We start from the raw sequence: 18,235 nt of genomic DNA, 5'->3' as shown, positions 1-18,235 counted from the left end.
AGGGCCCGAGGGGAGCAATCGTTTGCGATCACGATACGATCATAACCGTTCCATCACTGCAAATACGGCCGCAGCTCATCGATGATCAGGCCGTTCGAGGCGACGATGTCGTTGCCTCGGCGCCAATGCACCTGGCCGCCCTTCCACGTGCGCAGCTTGGCCTGTGCCTCCCAGCATACGACCGCACCGGCGGATACGGCGGGCACATCCCACTTGTGCAGGTGCGGCTCGAAATACGCGTCGTAGGTGCCATCGGCGACCTTGCACAGGTCAAGCGATGCCGGGCCGATACGCTTGATGTCGGCGGGCTGACCGGCGATCGCGCTCACCACGTCGAGCGCGCGCTTCGATTCGGTGGGCACGTAGGACATGCCGTAGCTGACGACCGAACCTTCCAGATGCGCGGTGGTGGACGGCATGATCTTCTCACGTTTCTCGCCGACCGCGGTCTTGCGGATACGGATGGCGCCCTGGCCGCGGGCGGCCAGATAAGTCAGGCCGAGACCGGGCGCATGCACGACGCCGAGGATCGGCTGGGCGGACAGCTCCTCGTTGAATTCGAACAGCGAGATCGTGATGGCCCATTCCGGCATGTTGCGCGTGTAGTTGATGATGCCGTCGATGTTGCCCACGCACCAGTAGCGCTCCCCCGGATGGCATTCGGCGGGGCGGTCCTGCCACAGGCCGTTGAAGTTCTCCACGTACGAAATACGGTTGGTGATGAACCGCACGAGCCGGTTATCCACGTCAAGGGTGGACGGCTTGTCCTCGGCCAAGTGCAGACCCTTGAGATCGCGCGGGTTCATCTGGTCGCCCAGCGCGTGCCGTCCGGCGTCCTGCGCGATGCGCGCCACCTCCAGAGCAAGTTCCCTCAGTTCCATGTGTCTCCTCGTCTACCGCCGAATATCGGCATTGCGGTTGTATGTTCGGTCGTCATGGCGCCAAGAGCCCGGCGCGCCGGCTTCCTCTGTGCCCTTGTGCGAAACGTTCAGTTACCATGTTCGATTTTATCTGGAAGTGGTGATGATCGCAGAGAGTCTCGACAGCGTTTCCGCTGCGCTCGAACATTCGTCCACAATCCGTTCACATGCCGACCGGTCAAAACGAAGCGGATCGGACATGTCAAGCGTGAACAGGTCGGACTGTCTGATCTGCGGGCGACTGGCGTTGCCGTACCAGTCGATGTCGTCGACCGCATCGGGGTGCGCGCGCACCGTCAGATGAGACCACGACGCGGCAACGACCTGTTCGGGGTACCGGTTCACGATCGCGGCACGCAGCCATGCGCGGGTGTCTTCGGGCGCGTGTTCGGCCGCCGCGGCGATTTCGGCGTCCGTGTTGACGCGTTCGGTGTGCGAACGCAGCTTGCCGAACACCGAACGCGCCGGATCGAGCGCGGCCCAGCTCAGATCAACGGCCTTGAGCTTCGGATCCTGCCAGCTGCCGGAGCCTTTGCGGCGCAGTTTTTCGAGCAGCTGCCATTTGAACAGCCATTCGATGCGGCCGGCCTCGGCGCTCAGCTGCAGTCGGTGATCGTCGTCGGCGTGCCGGATGGCCCCGGTGTCGGCGAGCGCCTGCCCCCACATCGCCATGATCGACCGCGTCGGCTTGTCGGGCCAGACCGGCTCCCCCTTGGTGTCGGTACCGTACATCATTGCGGACGCCGCGTAGACGGCGGCGCGCAGGGTGACCTGGATCTGCCACGCGGTCATCGTGCCGCCGTGCTCCAACGGCAGCGGTTCGGCGAGTGTCAGGTCGTGCGAGACGTCGTGTATGGCGGCGACCGGGTCGGCGAGTTCGATCTGGCCGAGCAGGTCGTCCATGTCAAGTCCCGCTTCGTCGGCATGTTCGGCCAGCCACAGCAGCATCGACGTCGTGCCGAGCTTGAGGGTCTGCGGCACGTCCATGCGGTTCGCGTCGCCGACGATCACGTGCAGACGGCGGTATTGGTCGGTGCTGTGTGATTCGTCGCGCGTGTTGATAATCGGACGGTCGAACGTGGTCTGCAAACCGACCTTCATGTGGAAGTAGTCGGCGCGCTGGCTCAGCTGGTAGCCGTCCGTCTCGCTGTGCTCGCCGATGCCGACACGGCCCGATCCGGTGTAGATCTGCCGGGTGACGAAGTGCGCGGTCATCAGGCGTGCAACGGTGTCGAACGGCACGGATCGCAGCATCATGTAGTTTTCGTGCGTCCCCCAGCTGGCACCCTTGCCGTCGACGTTGTTGCGGTGCAGGACGATCGGCCGGCCGGTGATATCGGTGGCTTTGCGTGCGGCGGCCAGCATGATGCGGTCGCCGGCGTGGTCGTAACGTACCGCCTCGAACGGGTCGGTGGTTTCGGGCGCGGAGTATTCGGGATGCGCATGGTCGACGTAGACGCGACCCCCGTTGGCGGCGATCACGTTGACGATGTTGAGCTGCGGCGCGTCGGTGAGCATGTCGGGCCGGGCCGCGGCACGTTCAAGCCTGGTGCCGCGCGCGTCGTTGACCGGATCCTCCTGCCGGTAGTCCCAGCGGATGTGCGCGTTCGCCTCGGTCGCTGCCGCGCCGACCACGTCGAACGACAGCTGCACGGGGTTGGCGTGTTGCCCGTCCGCGCGAGACACCGCGTATTCGGTTTCCGTACCCATCACTCGTATCACGCTCATGGTCGACCCTTTCGATGCACCTGTTTTCTTGCATCCTATTCGGGCCGGCCAACCAATGCGCGGACGGGCGGGAACCGCCGGCATGAGTCTGCCGGGGATTACTCCTGGAACACGTCAGGGTGCTTCGGATCGCCAGGCTCATCCGCCAGCACGCCTTCGAGACCGAGGAATTCCTTCCAGAACTCGAGCGGCTGGCCGTATGGCGCGGCATTGCGGCCGTGCGCCTGCAGGTTCGTCTTCGCCTCGAACACGTCCTCTTCGCGGATGCCATCGAAGTAGCTGACCAGCCGTTCGCGGTTCTCCGGCACGTAGAACAACGACGCGACGATTTCGGTGAGCCGTTCGGCACGGGCCAGCGGCAGCGAATCCCAGTGGCGCAGTTCGATGAAGTTCTTGAGGCGCACGTCGTTGAAGTGCGTGGAGATGATGTGGTTGATCTCGTACGGGTTGAGCGGACGATCGGGGTACACCTCCCCCGCGTTCTCGTAGAACGCCGGGTGATGCAGTTCCTTGCCGCTGAGCCCCTCGGCCTCCGGCGTATGCGTCAGATCGGCGAACATCAGCGGCGTCGACAGTACGTCCACCGCGTAGTCCTCCCAGCCGAAGCGCGGATCGAACAGCCCGGGGATCACGTTCGTGCGCTGGAAGTCGAGGAAATCCCACATACGCTGGCGCAGCAGCGGCCATGGGTTCGGCTCGCCTTCGAAGTACGGCGTGTTGCGGAAGTACCATGCGAGGATCGGACCGACCACGGTACCGAGCCGCAGCTTTTCGATCGCATCCTGCTCATCCACGTAATCGATACTCACCTGCGTGGACGCGGAGCAGCGCATCATGCACGGGCCGAACTGGCCGACGCGGCCCAGGTACGCGGTCATCGCGTCGTAGCGGTCCTTCGGGTTGACCTTCACGTCCGCATAGCTCGATTTCGGCTGGTAGCCGTAGTTGACGAGACGGAAGCCCAGTTCGTCGAGCACCGGGTCGACGTCGCGGCGGAACGAGCGGTACAGCGTGTTGAGGTCCTCGGGTTTCTTGAGGATGCCGAGCGAGCATTCGACCTGCCCGCCCGGTTCGAGCGAAACGGCGATGCCTTCGCGGCCCAAGCCGACCAAATGGCCGTTCTCCCAGTATTCCTTGGTTTCGTCGTAGTACGGGGCGATGCGCTTGAGCAGGGTCTCGATGCCGTTCGGCTCGTAGTAGCTCACGGCGGTGTCGTCGCTGTTGTGCACCGGCAAGTGTTCGATCTCCACGCCGAAGCCGCCGGTTCCGCGTTTGGACCGGCCATGCTCGAAGAAGTCGAGCAGGCTTTGGACATGCTTCGGATTCGGTTTGGCCAGCAAATGGGCATAACTGATGCGCGGTGTACTCATGCGCCCAGCTTAGCCGACGAATATGCCGCGACGCGGCCGTCCGGCTATACGAAAAACCGATAACGGACTACCCGGCCGCCAATCAATCCGCCGCAATCAACTTGTCGTGAGCTTTCTTGGCTGAGCCGTTAAGCGGACAGTGCAGTGCACTGTCCGTAGGCGAAGTGAGCGGGTTGCAATACAGGCAACCCGCGAAGGCGGCGGCCAAGCCACCCAATCACAGACTAATCCGCCGCAATCAACTTGTCGTGAGCTTTCTTGGCCGCCGCGATCATGAGCTTGATGCGGTTGAGCTGGTTCGCCTCGCTCGCGCCCGGATCGTAGTCGATGGAGACGATGTTGGCCTCCGGGTGCAGGCGGCGGATCTTGCCGAACATGCCGCGGCCGGTCACGTGGTTGGGCAGGCATGCGAACGGCTGCGCGCAGATCACGTTCGGGCATCCCTGTTCGATCAGCTCAAGGATCTCCGCGGTCAGCAGCCAGCCTTCGCCGGCCTGCACGCCGATCGACGTGACCTCGGCTGCCTTCTTGACGAGCTCGGGCATCGGATCGTCCTGCTTGAACTTGCCGTTCGCGAGCGCGATGGCCTTGCGGATCGGCGCGTTGTACCGGTCGAGGCCCCAGCGCATGAGCGCGTACAGCTGCTGATTGCCGCCCATGCCGAGGTTGCGTTCGTTCCAGTCGGTGATGTACGGACGGGTCGTCATGAACTCCATGATGCCGGGCACCACGGCCTCGCAGTCCTGCGATTCGATCACGTCGACCACATGGTTGTTCGCATCCGGCTGGTATTTGACGAGGATCTCGCCGACGACGCCGACGCGCACCTTGCGCGGGATGTCCTTAAGCGGCAACGCATCAAACGACTTGACGATCTCGGCCGCGAGCGTGCCGTACGGCAAGTACGCCTTCCCCAGCCACGGGGTCTTGGCCGCGGTCTTCGAGAAGCCGTGATGTTCGAGCGTCTCGCGCACGATCGTGTCCCACTGCTCGTACAGCTTGTTTGCCGAGCCCGGCTCGACCTCGTACGGACGCACGCGGTACAGGCACTTCATGAGTAGGTCGCCGAGGATCAGCGCCTTGATCGCGCGATGCAGCAGCGCCGGCGTGGCCTTGAAGCCCGGGTTGTCCTCCAGGCCTTGCGTAGAGATCGCGATGACCGGGATCTGCGGGTAGCCCGCGTCGATCAGGGCCTTGCGGATCAGGCCGAAGTAGTTGGTTGCACGGCACATGCCGCCGGTCTGCGTGATCGCGAGCGCGACGTGGTCGGGATCATACTTGCCTTGGATGATCGCGTCGATGAGCTGGCCGATGACCATGATGGCCGGATAGCAGGCGTCGTTGTTCACGTATTTGAGGCCGGTTTCGACGTCCTCGCGGCTGGCGTGCTTGAGGATATCGAACTTGTAGCCGCCGGAGCGGATGACCGCCTCGACCAGGGACATGTGGATCGGACTCATCTGCGGGGCGACGATCGTGTAGTCCTTCTTCATGTCCTTGAGGAACTTCTGGCGGTGCGCGTAGCGCGACATGGTCGCGTTGTTGTGGCCGGACTTGGACTGCTTTTCGGCCGATGTGCCGGTGCCAGTCTGTGAGGCGGCGGCCTCGATGTCGCGCTGCGCGGCGAGTCGCGAGGCGCGACGCACCGATTCGGTGAGCTTCGGATTGGCGGCCATCGTCGTATCGAGCAAAACCTGACGGCCCGGGGTCGGCGCGGCCGAACCGGTCTTGCGGAATCCGGTCGACTTTGGTGCTGCGGCCGCAGCCGCAGCGTCACCGGCGGCCGCACGCTTGGCTTCGGCGGCCTTGACTGCTGCCTGCGCAGCGGCGAGCTGTTCCTTCGCCGCCTGAAGCTGCGTTTCCGCGGCGGCCAGATCGGCCTGCGCCTTGGCCTGGGCGGCCTTGCGAGCCTCGATGTCGGCTGCGGACGGCGCGGCGGAGACCGCCTGATCATGCTTGCTGACGGATTGCGCGCCGAGCGAACCGGCACTGGCCGCCGCGGACACGGCCGCAATCGCCTTCGCCTTGTTGCGTTCGCGCTCCTCGACCGCGGCCTTGAGCGAGCGCAGACGGATCTTCGCCGCACCCAGGTTCGACACCTCGTCGATCTTGAGCAGCGTGTACACGTCGGCCTTGTCGGCGAGGATCTCCGACACCTGATCGGTGGTGATCGCGTCGAGGCCGCAGCCGAACGAGTTGAGCTGCACGAGTTCGAGTCCCGGATACGAGGCAACGAAATGCGCCGCCGCATACAGCCGCGAATGGTACGCCCACTGGTTGGTCACGCGCAGCGGCATGCGGTTGACGCTCACCTTGCGGTCACCGACGTGACGGAACCCGTTCGCGTTCTTCTTGCGTGGGTCCTCCTCGCCGGCGGCCAGGAACTCGGTCAAATCGAGCTTTTCGCCCGGCTGCAGTTCGCAGATCGAGTCTTCCGAGAGCACGACCATGCCGAGCGAGCAGATCGTCTCGGGGATGCCGTGGTTGATCTCCGGGTCGACGTGGTACGGGCGGCCGGCAAGCACGATGCCGCGGCAGCCGTGCTCCTTCATGTACGCGAGCGCCTTCAGGCCTTCCTGCTGCACGTCGTTCTTGAACACCTTGTCCTCGGCGTACGCGGCCTTGACGGCCGTTTCGGCCTCCTCGCGCGTCACGTTCGCCCACGCGAACTCCTCGACGATACGGTCGACCATGAGCTCGTGGTTGGCGAGGTTGAAGTACGGGTGCATGTAGCGCACGCCCTCGGCGCGCAGTTCGGGCATGTTCGCGCCGACGACGAGCGGATAGTTCGCCACGACCGGGCAGTTGTAGTGGTTGTCGGTGTTGGGCACGAGGTTGTCCTCGTAGCTTACGCACGGGTAGAAGATCGTCTTGATGCCCTTGTTGAGCAGCCACTTGATGTGTCCGTGCACGAGCTTGGCCGGGTAGCAGATGTTCTCGGATGCGATCGATTCGATGCCGGTCTCGAACAGTTCGTGCGAGCTGCGGCCGGAGATCATGACCTTGAAACCGAGCGAGGTGAGCAGCGTGAACCAGAACGGGTAGTTCTCGTACATGTTGAGCGCGCGCGGGATGCCGATCTCGCCGCGGGTGGCCTTTTTGTCGGTCAGGCGGCGGTAGGCGAAGCAGCGCTTGTACTTGTAGTCGTACAGGTTCGGACGGTCGGAGCGCCGCTTCTTCGCGTCGCCGCCGCGTTCGCAGCGGTTGCCGGTCACGAAGCGAGAGCCGTCGGAGAACGTGGTGATGGTGAGCTTGCAGTGGTTCTGACACAGCTTGCACACGTCGCGTTCGGTGGTCATCGACATGTTGTCGAGGGCTTCCCCGGTCAGGATCGACGATGCGGTGTGGTGCACGCCGTCGACGACGACCTCGTGCTCGTGTCCGGCGGCAATGTCGGCCGCATTGGTCACGTCGACGCCGGCCATGTCGGCCGACTTGGCCTCACCGTCGGCGGCGACCGTACCGGTGCCGTTCGCGGCGGCCGCGTCGTTCGATTCGGCCGACGATCCGTCCGCGAGTACATGCTCGTGATCGTCGTCGGCAATATCCTCGTAGTGCATGCGCGCGGTGAGCGCCGCACCGTACGCGCCCATCAGGCCGGCGATGTTCGGTCGGGTCACCTGACGTTCGGTGAGCAGCTCGAACGCGCGCAGCACGGCGTCGTTCAGGAACGTGCCGCCCTGCACGACGACGGTGTCGCCGAGTTCGCCGGAATCGCGCAGTTTGATGACCTTGTACAGTGCGTTGCGCACGACCGAATAGCACAGGCCGGCGGCGATGTCCTCGATCGAGGCGCCTTCCTTCTGCGCCTGCTTGACGGACGAGTTCATGAACACGGTGCAGCGCGAGCCGAGGTCGACCGGATGGGTCGAGGCGAGCGCCTTCTGCGTGAACTCCTGAATGGTCAGGCCCATCGACATGGCGAACGTCTGCAGGAACGAACCGCAACCGGACGAGCATGCCTCGTTGACGGCGATCGAATCGATCACGCCGTCGGTGATGGCGAGGTATTTCATGTCCTGGCCGCCGATGTCGATCACGGCGGTGACGCCGGGGCTGACCATTTCGGCGCCGCGGTAGTGTGCCATCGTCTCGACCACGCCCTCGTCCAGGTGCAGGCCGGTGGTGATCAGGCCCTCGCCGTATCCGGTCGCGCAGGATCGCGCGATCCACGCGCCTTGAGGCAGCTGGGACTGGATCTTCTTGACGATGTTGATCGCGGCGGTCAGCGGGCTGCCCTCGTTGTTCGCATAGCTCGACCAGACGATCTCGCGGTCGTCGTTGACGAGGGTCGCCTTGATGGTGGTCGAACCCGCGTCGATGCCGAGGAAGTGCGGGCCGTGCGCGCCGTCGAGTGTGCCGATGTGGATGTGCTCGCGGTGGTGGCGCTCGTTGAACGCCTCGCGGTCGGCCTCGGTCGGGAACAGCGGCGGCATGGTGGGCGTGTTGGACGGCAGGTTCTTCAGCTCGTCGAGACGGTGCAAGATGTCGTCGCAGGTGCGCGCCTCGAAATGGTGTCCTTCGTCGTCGGTGTCCATGTCGGCCTGCAATGCCGCGCCGTACGCGACGTACAGGTGGGCGTTGGTCGGCACGATGAACTCGTCGACCTTGCCGTCGAGCGCGCGCTGGAACGCGGCGCGCAGCTCGCTCATAAAGAACAGCGGGCCGCCGAGGAAGATGACGGTGCCGTGGATCGGGCGGCCGGAGGCGAGGCCGGCGATGGTCTGTGTGGCGACGGCCGTGAAGATCGACGCGGCGAGATCCGGCTTGGCGGCACCGTCGTTGATGAGCGGCTGCAAGTCGGTTTTGGCGAACACACCGCAGCGCGACGCGATCGGATACAGGTTCTCGTAGCTTTTTGCCATTTCGTTGAGACCTGAGGCGTCGGTGTCAAGCAGTGTGGCCATCTGGTCGATGAACGCGCCGGTGCCGCCCGCGCACGAACCGTTCATGCGCTGTTCGGGCGTGGGCTTCAGGTACGTGATCTTCGCGTCTTCGCCGCCGAGTTCGATGATGACGTCCGCGGCCGGGTATTCCTTGTCGATCGCCTCGGTTTCGGCGATGACCTCCTGCACGAATGGCACGTGCATGCTGTCGGCGAGCGCGAGGCCGCCGGAGCCGGTGATGGCCAGACGGATCGGCTCGTCGCCGCGGCCTCGGGTTTCGAGTTCCTTGTGGATGTCGACGAGCAGTCCCGCGACGGTGGCTCGCACGTTGGCATGGTGACGGCGATAGTCGGAGAAGATGGTGTCGGACAGTGAGTCGGATTGATCGAGCACCACGGCCTTGACCGTGGTGGAACCGATGTCGAGTCCCACGCGCAACGGCTTCGTATCGTGGCGGTCCGCCGCGGTATGTGCTTCGTTCACCATGTAAACCTCTTTAAGCTGCTTCCGGGGCATGAAATCATGGGTCTGCTCGCTGTTTCGCGGTTCGTCCGTCGCGGATGCGTGCCATCCCGTGGCGCATCCGATTCATGCGTTGCCCGGCCTCTCAGCTTTCATACTGTAGTCTGAAGCCCCGCCCAAGCAGCCGTCTGGGGAGCTGGGCCGGCGTGATTTATCTAACAGAGGAAGGCGGTAAACCCCGCACGTCTCCCCGCTTTGTCGGATTGCGGCCAAGGGACTGCCACCGTAACCGTCACTATGTTCGAGTCTTTACGGACACCGCTCGAACATAGTGACGGTTCAGCCACCCGAATCATCACTATGTTCGAGCCGCTCTCATCATCACTCGAACATGATGACGGTTGACGGTCGCAGGATCGCGTCTTCGTCGTCATCGCACCCGCCACCGCACTCATCGTCACCGTCATCACTGCACCCATCGTTGCTGCCATTACCGTATCCGCCACCGCAACCACGGCTGCGTCCATCACCACATCTGCCGTCGCAAGTTCAACATTTCGTAACTTTTGTGCACACAATGTCACAGCATGTCGTATGATATATCACGCAAATGTTTACGCAAACATCATCAATAAACGGAGTCAGACCTTCTACAAGCCTGACAAATAGAGGAAGAATATCGCATGTCAGAACAAACAGTGCCGTCTGCAGGCAACGGATCTGATAACGCAACCACATCCATGGAAATCGCCGAACACCAGCCCGCGTACGGCGTCACCAACGACCAGCAGCCCACGCTGCCCACCCGCCTCGGTGCAGGGCTCCTCGTCGGCCCGGCCTGCTGGATGCTCGCCTACGTCGGCGTGTCCGCAACGCTGCTGCCCGCCAAGTTGCAGATCCTCGCCCCCAGCCAGAAGGTCGCGCTCATCCCGCTGTTCTCGCTGGTCGCCATGATCGCCGCGACCATCTCCAACATCATCGCCGGCGCCCTGTCCGACATCACGCGTTCCCGCTTCGGCTCTCGCTCCCCGTGGATCGTGTGCGCGTCGATCGCGTGCGGCCTGTTCTTCGTATGGTTCGCGTTCGCCGGCTCGTGGCCGACACTGCTCGTGATCTGGACGCTGTACAACGTGGCGCTCAACTGCGTGACCGCCCCGATGATCGCCCAGATCTCCGACCGCATCGCCCCGCGCTGGCGCGGCACGATCTCCTCGTGCTGGGGCATCGGCATGGCCATCGGCAATTACGGCTCGGGCATCATCGCGTCGAGCTTCATCAAGGACAACGCGGCCATCTCGACCGGCGTGCTCATCTTCGCGCTCATCGCGGCCGTGGGCGGCGTCGTCTCGCCGATCATCATGCGCGAGCCGAGCAATCTGAACGCCGCGCGCGCCAAGTTCGACGCCGAGTCGATCAAACGCAACTTCATGTTCCCGACGAAGAACTGCCGCGACTACTACTTCGCGCTCGTCGGCAAGATGCTCATGGTGACCGGTCAGTACGTGATCGTCGGCTACCAGCTGTACATCTTCAGCGACTACATGAAGCTCGATGCGGACGGCCAGAACGCGGCATTGAAGATCATGTCGATGATCCTGATGGTCACTGGCATCGTGTTCTGCGTGATCGCGGGGCCCTTGGCCGACCGGTTCCACCGGCTCAAGCTGCCGGTCGCGATCACGACGATCATGCTCGGCGTGGGCGCGTTCTTCCCGTTCTTCGCAGCCGAACCGTGGACGATGTACGCGTACGCGCTGGTGGCCGGCATCGGCATGGGCGCGTACAACGCGGTGGACGGCGCGCTGAACGTGGCCGTGCTGCCCGATCCGAAGACCGCGGCGAAGGACCTCGGCATCATCAACATGGCGAACACGCTCGGCCAGATCTTCGGACCGGCCATCGCCGGCGCGATCCTGACGATCTCCGGCAACGACTACCGCTGGATCTTCCCGACCGAGACGATCATCTGCGTGATCGGCGGCCTGCTGATTCTCGCCGTCAAGCGCGTGAAGTGAGCGACGATCGGACGGATAGTCGCATATATGATGATGGCCCCGCACATCTTGCCATGTGCGGGGCCATCATCATATGTATTGCAGAGACGTTCGCAGATCGGTCACGACGACGACTGCGAGTCCTCGCCGGCCATGCGGTCCTTAAGGTAGATTTCGGGGATGTCGCGCTCCTGATCGTGCAGACCGGCCCAGATGACCGGTTTGCCGGCCTCAAGCGAGGCGGGGACGTCGAGGATGCGCTGGTTCCTCGAACCGCGGAACTGCAGCAGCGAATCATGCTGCGATTTGATGTAGCGGCCGTCGACGAGGATGTCGATCAGACGCAGCAGGTCAAGCTTGTCCGGCGTTTCGCCGGGACGCATGAGTTCCTCCCACGTGTAGCCGGTCCAGCACCAGATGTCCTTGGTCATCCCGAACTCGGCGCGGATGCGTTCGGCAAGCGGCACGAGCACCGGCGTGTTAAGCAGCGGTTCGCCGCCGAGGAACGTGATGCCCTGCACCCACGGGGCGCGAAGGTCGTCGATGATCTTGTCCTCGAGCCGCTGAGTGTATTCGTGGCCGGCCTGAAAGTCCCAGATGGACGAGTTGAAGCAGTCGACGCAGTGGAACGGGCAGCCGGACACGTACAGGGAGTTGCGCACGCCTTCGCCGTCGGTGACGATGAACGTCTTGTAGTCGGCGATCATCCGCTTGGACATGCGCCTTCCATCCCACTGCCCGGCCCGAGGATTGTTCGCCTCACCAGTCGGAATCGAAGGCCCCCGCCCCGTCTCCCCCGCCGCAAAATCATGCAACGTCGGCGTCTTATCCATCATCACTCTCCTACCCCTTCCGCTCCCGCCCAACCGTAACGTTGAGCGAAAACGAGCGTCCCGCTGGGGAAGCCGATACATGTTGCGAGACCGTAAGACTCGGCCGAGCGGCCTGGAGCGTGTCACGCAACATGTATCGGCTTCCCCAGCGGGACGCGGACACCTTTCGCGATATCAGTAGTTACTTGGCCTCTTCGAACCACTCGCGGGTCTGGCCGTCGGCCAGCGTCACGTGGCCGGTTTCGCCGCTCATGTGCTTGACGCGGTGCGAGATCTCCTCGTGGCGGCCGTGCACCATCGGACGCTGGACCGGGTTGCCGAGGTAGCCGCAGGTGCGCTTGGTCACGTTGCACTTGTCCGGGTCGGAGTTGCCGCATTCGGGGCACTTGAAGCCTTCGTCGGTCGGCTCGAAGTCGCCCTGGAAGCCGCACACGAAGCAGTGGTCGATCGGCGTGTTGGTGCCGAGGTAGCCGATGCCGACATTGTAGGCGTAGTCCCACACGGCTTCGAGCGCCTTCGGGTTGTCCTGCAGGCACGGGTACTCGCAGTAGTTGATGAAGCCGCCGGACGCGTAGTACGGGAAGTCCTTCTCGTAGTTGAGCTTCTCCATCGGGGTCGGCTGCAGCCACACCGGGTAGTGGAACGAGTTGGTGTAGAAGTCGTGGTCGGTCACGCCCTCGACGCGGCCGAACTTCTCGCGGTCCATGCGGTTGAAGCGGTCGGTGAGCGACTCGGCCGGCGTGGAGTACACGGAGTAGTGGTAGCCCTCCTGCTTGCTCCACTGCTTGCACAGCTCGTTCATGCGCTTGACGATCGAGAGCGCGAACTCCTTGCCTTCCGGATCCCAGCCGTGGTCGCGGATCCAGTTCTTGCCGTAGAACACGGCGGTCGTCTCCGCGAGTCCGATGTAGCCGAGCGAGACGGTGGCGCGCTCGTTCTTGAACAGCTCGTCGACGTTGTCGTTCGCGCCGAGACGGCCGAACGCGCCGAAGCGGAACAGGGTCGGGGCGTTGACCGGCGTGGCCTGCTTGCAGCGCATGATGCGGAACTGCAGGGCCTGGTGCGCGACTTCCATGCGCTCCTCGAACAGCTTCCAGAAGCGGTTCTTGTCGCCGTGGGATTCGAGCGCGATGCGCGGCACGTTGACGGAGACGACGCCGAGGTTCATGCGGCCGTCTTCCTCGTCCTTGCCGGTGGCGGGGTTGATCCAGCCCTGCAGGAAGGAGCGGCAGCCCATCGGCGCCTTGAAGGAGCCGGTGATCTTGACGATGTTCTCGTAGAACACGACGTCCGGGTACATGCGCTTGGTGGCGCATTCGAGCGCAAGCTGCTTCAGGTCGTAGTTCGGATCGCCCTTGTCGGCGTTCACGCCGTGCTTGACGGTGAACACGAGCTTCGGGAAGATGGCGGTGTGATGCTCCTTGCCGAGGCCACGGATGCGGTTCAACAGGATCGCGCGCTGGATTTCGCGGGCGAACCAGTCGGTGCCTAGGCCGAAGCCGATCGTCACGAACGGGGTCTGGCCGTTGGAGACGCGGTTGGAGTTGATCTGGTACTCCATCGTCTGCATGGCGTCGTAAATGGCCTTGCGGGTGCGGATCTTGGCGAGGATCTCGCGCTCCTGCTCAAGCTCGTCGACGTCGGTGTGGAACGGCGTGTCCATCGGCAGCGGCTCGCGGGAGCCGAAGTGCAGCTTGGTCGGCTCGTTCTTCTTCGCGTTCTCGACCTGACGGCGGGCGAATTCGACCGGCATGCCGTCGGGGATGGTCTCGCGGGCCTCTTCGAGGAACTTCTCGTAGTCCTTGCGCGCGTAGACGGCGAGGTGCTCGTCGGCGCGGTTGGCGGTCTGGCCGCCGTACTGGCTGGAGGCCACGTCCTTCATGATCTGCGTGATCTGCGTGGCGGCGATGGCGATGGACTTCGGGGAGGCCATCGGCGCGTTGCCGAGCGTGAAGCCGTTGGCGAGCATGTCCCAGAAGTTGGGCAGCGAGCAGTTGGACTGCGCGGTGAACGGCGAGTAGTCGGCGTCGTGGAAGTGGATGTCGCCCTTCATGTGCGCGTTGGAGACGGCCGGCGGCAGCATGTTGAACGCGGCGGCCTTGGAGACGGCGCCGGCGAGCAGGTCGCGCTGCGTGGCATACACGTTGGCGTCCTTGTTCGCGTTCTCGTGGATCAGGGTCGGGTCCTGGTTGATGAAGCGGGCGACGGCCTCGTTCACGTCGGTGGCCTTGGCTCGCTGGATGTCCTTGTCGAGACGGTAGTTGGTGTAGGCGCGTGCCACGTCGTACAGGTGCGCGTCGATAAGCGCGTGCTCGACGAGGTTCTGGATGTCCTCGATCTTGGCCGGGCCGTTGTAGCGGCCCTTGATCTCGCCTTCGACCTGGTTGGCGAAGCCGCGGATCATCTTCTCCTCTTCGGGTCCGATCTGCTTGTCGAGGTCGCCGAAGGCGGACTTCACGGCCTCGATGATGTTGATCGGGTCGAAGTCGACCACGCGACCGTCACGCTTCTCGACCAGCACCGCGCCCTTGGTGGCACGGGTGGTCGTCGAGGCGGTGTCCATCACCTGAGTTTCCATCTGAAATCCTTCCTGTCGTCTGGCTGTCCCGCCCGGTTTCCGCCGGCCGAGCCATGGCCGTTAAGTTTTAAGCCCTATGTACTGTACGGCAACCCCACCCCGATATCTAGTGTCGGCGCGCCGTGTTTCTCCTAAATATAGTGGTAAGTGGCAGAATCAAGCCGAAAGCGCAGTTGTGTGATTTACGTAACGAATTGCTCCCAGCGTGTCGCGCTCAAGCCCTGCGGGATCGCGCCGCGGCGCCCGGACGAATGCTGCCTGCCAGCGGGCCTTGTCCGTTATATAGGTGAATCTGGACTGTATGAACTGGGATATGGGAACCAACGCGCCGGCGCCGCAGCCGCTCGACCAACTGCCGCGACTGGCCAGCGAAACGACCGCGGAACGGCCGTGGCCGGTGTCGGTGCTGAGCCAGAAGTTCCACACCGCCGTGGAGAAGTGGCCGTCCGCGTGGATCTGCGGTCAGATCACCGAAATCAACACGCGCCGCGCCGGTTCGGCGTATCTGACCGTGCGCGACGACTTCGAGGACATCGCGATCTCCGTGTCCGGCTGGCGCGCGTTCGCCGCGCAGGCCGCTGCGTTCCGGCAGGGCGACCGCGTGGTGATCCACGGCAAGGCCGACATCTGGGTCAAGCAGACCCGGTTGAGTTTCATCGGCGATGAGATCCGCAAGATCGGTTCGGGCGGAGGGCTCAAGGAGCAGATCGACGAGCTGCGCAAGAAGCTCAAGGGCGAAGGACTGTTCGACGCGGACCGCAAGGTGCCGCTGCCGGAGTTCCCGTCGTGCATCGGCCTGATCTGCGCGCCACAGGCCCGCGCGGAGGGCGACGTGATCACGAACGTGAACCTGCGCTGGCCGTCCGTGCGGTTCAAGGTCGTGCATGCGCACGTGCAGGGACCGCAATGCCCGCCCGACATCGTGGCCGCGATCCGCAGACTGGACGAGGATCCGGATGTGGACGTGATCATCGTGGCCCGCGGCGGCGGCGCGTTCGAGGATCTCATCGGATTCTCGGACGAGTCGGTTGTGCGCGCGGCCGCGGCCTGCGTCACGCCGATCGTCTCGGCGATCGGGCACGAGGACGACTGGACGCTGATCGACCTGGCTGCCGACCTGCGCGCCTCGACGCCGACCGACGCAGCAAAGAAGGTCGTGCCGGACGTACGTGAGCAATGGCAGCTGATCGACAACGCGATCCATCGGGCGCGCATGCGCATCGAGGCACGGGTCGAAGGCGAGATCCGACTGGTCGAGGGATATGCGAACAGGCCGAGCCTGACTCGACCGTTGACGATGCTCGAACCGCATCAGCGGTTCCTTGACGACGCCCGACGGCGCATGGACATCGGCCTGACTCGCATCGTGGACGACGCAAGCCTGACGGTCGAGAAGCTGCACGCCAGTCTGACCGCGCTGAGCCCGCAATCGACGCTCGACCGCGGCTATGCGGTCGTGCAGGCGGCCGGCGGACATGTACTCGACGATCCCGCTGCCGTCTCGAGTGGCGACCCGTTGACCATCACCTTGAAGCACGGGCCGCTCAACGCCACCGTCTCCTGAACCGTGTGCCCCCGACTCCCGCACAAGGAGACGTCAGCGAAACCGACCCGGGCGGATACGCCCACCATTACACAAGGAATTCACCATGACCGACAAGACCAATAAGACCACCGCCGCCACCTCCTCCCTGACCGACAAGGAGCGCGAGGCCATCGCGCAGATGCCCTACGAGGAGGCTCGCGACAAGCTCATCCAGGCCGTGCAGGCGCTCGAGGCCGGCGGCCTCAACCTCGACCAGTCGATGCGCCAGTGGGAGATCGGCGAGGCACTCGCCAAGCGCGCGCAGAGCCTGCTGAACGACGTCAGGGCGAAGCTCGACGCGGCACAGGCCGAACAGGCCACCAGCGCGGATACCGCTGGAACTCAGTCCAATTTGGACTGAGTTCCCTTCGCGACTCGCTACCGCGGCCGCTCACTTCGCCTACAGACGCTGCGCGTCCGCTTAACGGCTCAGCCCAGTCCAATCTCGACTGAGTTCCCTTCGCGACTCGCTACCGCGGCCGCTCACTTCGCCGGTTCCACCGCGATCGTGGCGAGCAGTGCCGCGTGATCCGAGCCGGCGATCCTGCGAACCTGCATCTGCCCGGCCACGATGCCCTGGTCGAGCACGATATGGTCGATGCCCGCGAACAGCGGCAATGGGGACTTGTCGGCCGGCCACGTGAACGTGAAGCCATGGCCGGATTGCCATGCGGCGTCCGTGAACCGGTCGCCGAGAAACATGCGGAACGGAGTATGGTCAACGGTCGCGTTGAAATCCCCCATGAACACGTACCTCGCATCGGTGTGCGAGCGCATCAGCGCCAGCTCGTCCAGCGACCGCTTCCACTGCGCCCAGTATCCCGGCGTCGGCGAGGTCGTGTGCACGGACACGAACCGTATCGGCATCTCCTGCGCATCATCCCCGACGAATGTCACGGTGCCGCCCGGCATGAACGATGCGCTCGAATTGACGTCGTCGTCGGCCGGATCCTCCAGCGGGGCCGCCGACCACAGTCCATTGCCGTACACGCCGTCCGACGTGGACACCTGCGAGTACGGCAGATAATCCTTGATGCCGGCCTCATCGAGCGCCGCCACGAAATCGTCGCTTGTCTCCTGCAACGCGAGCACTTCGACGCGCTGGTCGCGCACCAGTTCGACGATGGCGGCCGCATCCGCACGTCCCTTATAGACGTTACAGGTCATGACGCGGGCATACCGGTCGCCGGTGTTCGCCGACGCTCCCGACACCGCCCGCCCGGCCTCGGCCGGCAATGCGGCTGACGCGCGGAAGAACGGGTACTGCCACCACACCTGTACGGCGAGACACAGCACCGCGATCAACGCCGCAACCCAGCGCCGGCCCAGCAAAGCCAGTACCAGAGCCAACACCGCGACCAACGCAAACCACGGCGTGACGGCTACAAGCACCGGCACGTACGGCAACGCCTGCATGTCGGCAGGCAACATGCGCGCGGCCGTGCTCACGACCGCCGCCACCGCCAGCAACCATGCGATCCATCCCATGACCCGAACACGCCACGCCGGCGACTGGCGGACCGGCTTTCGAACCGGCTTGCGGATTTGTTTCCTCTGCTTCACACGCACGGCGACCACTGTAACGGATATGCCCGGCCGCCATCGCGTCATTGCCGATCATCGCCACGATTTTTCCATTCCTTTCACGAATTCGAGGCACGCGTGACGCAATGCCGCCGGCACCATGTACAATGGACACTTGCGCCTTGGTAGCTCAGGGGATAGAGCACCGCTCTCCTAAAGCGGGTGTCGTCGGTTCGAATCCGATCCAGGGCACCATCGAAGGGCTTGGAATCCGCATGGTTCCAAGCCCTTCGCATATGCATTCGCCGCGATCATGAACGGCATCGCGTTTTGCCTGCGAATCGCCCGCCGCGAC

At 63.9% G+C, this 18,235-nt stretch carries 9 protein-coding genes, 1 tRNA gene and 2 pseudogenes; 4 read left to right on the top strand and 8 right to left on the bottom strand.

Annotated features, from left to right (window positions below; genetic code table 11):
• Positions 1-53: 53 nt before the first annotated feature.
• The 5 genes and pseudogenes from KIH76_RS02635 to KIH76_RS02620 all read right to left on the bottom strand — a co-directional run.
• Positions 54-881 carry an inositol monophosphatase family protein gene (locus KIH76_RS02635; RefSeq protein ID WP_214373220.1) on the bottom strand — a complete coding sequence of 276 codons (828 nt, stop codon included), beginning with the start codon at positions 879-881 and terminating at the stop codon, positions 54-56.
• Positions 882-1,007: 126 nt separating this feature from the next.
• On the bottom strand, positions 1,008-2,648 hold the full coding sequence (gene dop, locus KIH76_RS02630; protein WP_214373219.1) for a depupylase/deamidase Dop: 1,641 nt from the start codon (positions 2,646-2,648) through the stop codon (positions 1,008-1,010).
• Positions 2,649-2,746: 98 nt separating this feature from the next.
• Positions 2,747-4,018 carry a glutamate-cysteine ligase family protein gene (locus KIH76_RS02625; RefSeq protein WP_214373218.1) on the bottom strand — a complete coding sequence of 424 codons (1,272 nt, stop codon included), beginning with the start codon at positions 4,016-4,018 and terminating at the stop codon, positions 2,747-2,749.
• A gap of 224 nt (positions 4,019-4,242) precedes the next feature.
• Positions 4,243-5,937: pseudogene (locus tag KIH76_RS11740) on the bottom strand (activase); the annotation flags it as partial.
• An 86-nt stretch (positions 5,938-6,023) separates the two neighbouring features.
• Positions 6,024-9,390, bottom strand: a pseudogene (locus KIH76_RS02620) (acyl-CoA dehydratase activase-related protein); the annotation flags it as partial.
• A 659-nt stretch (positions 9,391-10,049) separates the two neighbouring features.
• Between KIH76_RS02620 and KIH76_RS02615 the strand changes: the two are divergent.
• Positions 10,050-11,381, top strand: a complete 1,332-nt coding sequence (locus KIH76_RS02615; protein WP_219069225.1) for an MFS transporter — start codon at positions 10,050-10,052, stop codon at positions 11,379-11,381.
• A gap of 101 nt (positions 11,382-11,482) precedes the next feature.
• Here KIH76_RS02615 and nrdG read toward each other — a convergent pair whose 3' ends face one another.
• Together nrdG and nrdD are read right to left on the bottom strand one after the other, a co-directional pair.
• Positions 11,483-12,193 carry an anaerobic ribonucleoside-triphosphate reductase activating protein gene (nrdG, locus tag KIH76_RS02610; protein WP_219069432.1) on the bottom strand — a complete coding sequence of 237 codons (711 nt, stop codon included), beginning with the start codon at positions 12,191-12,193 and terminating at the stop codon, positions 11,483-11,485.
• A gap of 181 nt (positions 12,194-12,374) precedes the next feature.
• Positions 12,375-14,771: an anaerobic ribonucleoside-triphosphate reductase gene (gene nrdD / locus KIH76_RS02605; protein ID WP_219069223.1), complete on the bottom strand. Its 2,397-nt coding sequence runs from the start codon at positions 14,769-14,771 to the stop codon at positions 12,375-12,377.
• A 301-nt stretch (positions 14,772-15,072) separates the two neighbouring features.
• Between nrdD and xseA the strand changes: the two genes are divergently transcribed.
• On the top strand, positions 15,073-16,335 hold the full coding sequence (gene xseA, locus KIH76_RS02600; protein WP_219069220.1) for an exodeoxyribonuclease VII large subunit: 1,263 nt from the start codon (positions 15,073-15,075) through the stop codon (positions 16,333-16,335).
• Between the two features lie 85 nt (positions 16,336-16,420).
• Complete coding sequence (locus tag KIH76_RS02595; RefSeq protein ID WP_219069218.1) at positions 16,421-16,717, top strand: exodeoxyribonuclease VII small subunit; 297 nt, start codon at positions 16,421-16,423, stop codon at positions 16,715-16,717.
• A gap of 122 nt (positions 16,718-16,839) precedes the next feature.
• Here KIH76_RS02595 and KIH76_RS02590 read toward each other — a convergent pair whose 3' ends face one another.
• Positions 16,840-17,844, bottom strand: a complete 1,005-nt coding sequence (locus KIH76_RS02590) for an endonuclease/exonuclease/phosphatase family protein (RefSeq protein WP_236036785.1) — start codon at positions 17,842-17,844, stop codon at positions 16,840-16,842.
• Between the two features lie 215 nt (positions 17,845-18,059).
• On the opposite strand from KIH76_RS02590, the gene KIH76_RS02585 reads away from it, so the two are divergent.
• Positions 18,060-18,135 (top strand) — tRNA-Arg (locus tag KIH76_RS02585).
• Positions 18,136-18,235: the final 100 nt, after the last annotated feature.

This window comes from Bifidobacterium simiiventris (genome assembly GCF_019331715.1).
Lineage (GTDB): Bacteria > Actinomycetota > Actinomycetes > Actinomycetales > Bifidobacteriaceae > Bifidobacterium > Bifidobacterium simiiventris.
Note: the sequence above shows the minus strand (reverse complement) of the source record. Positions and strands in the feature narration are given on the sequence as shown.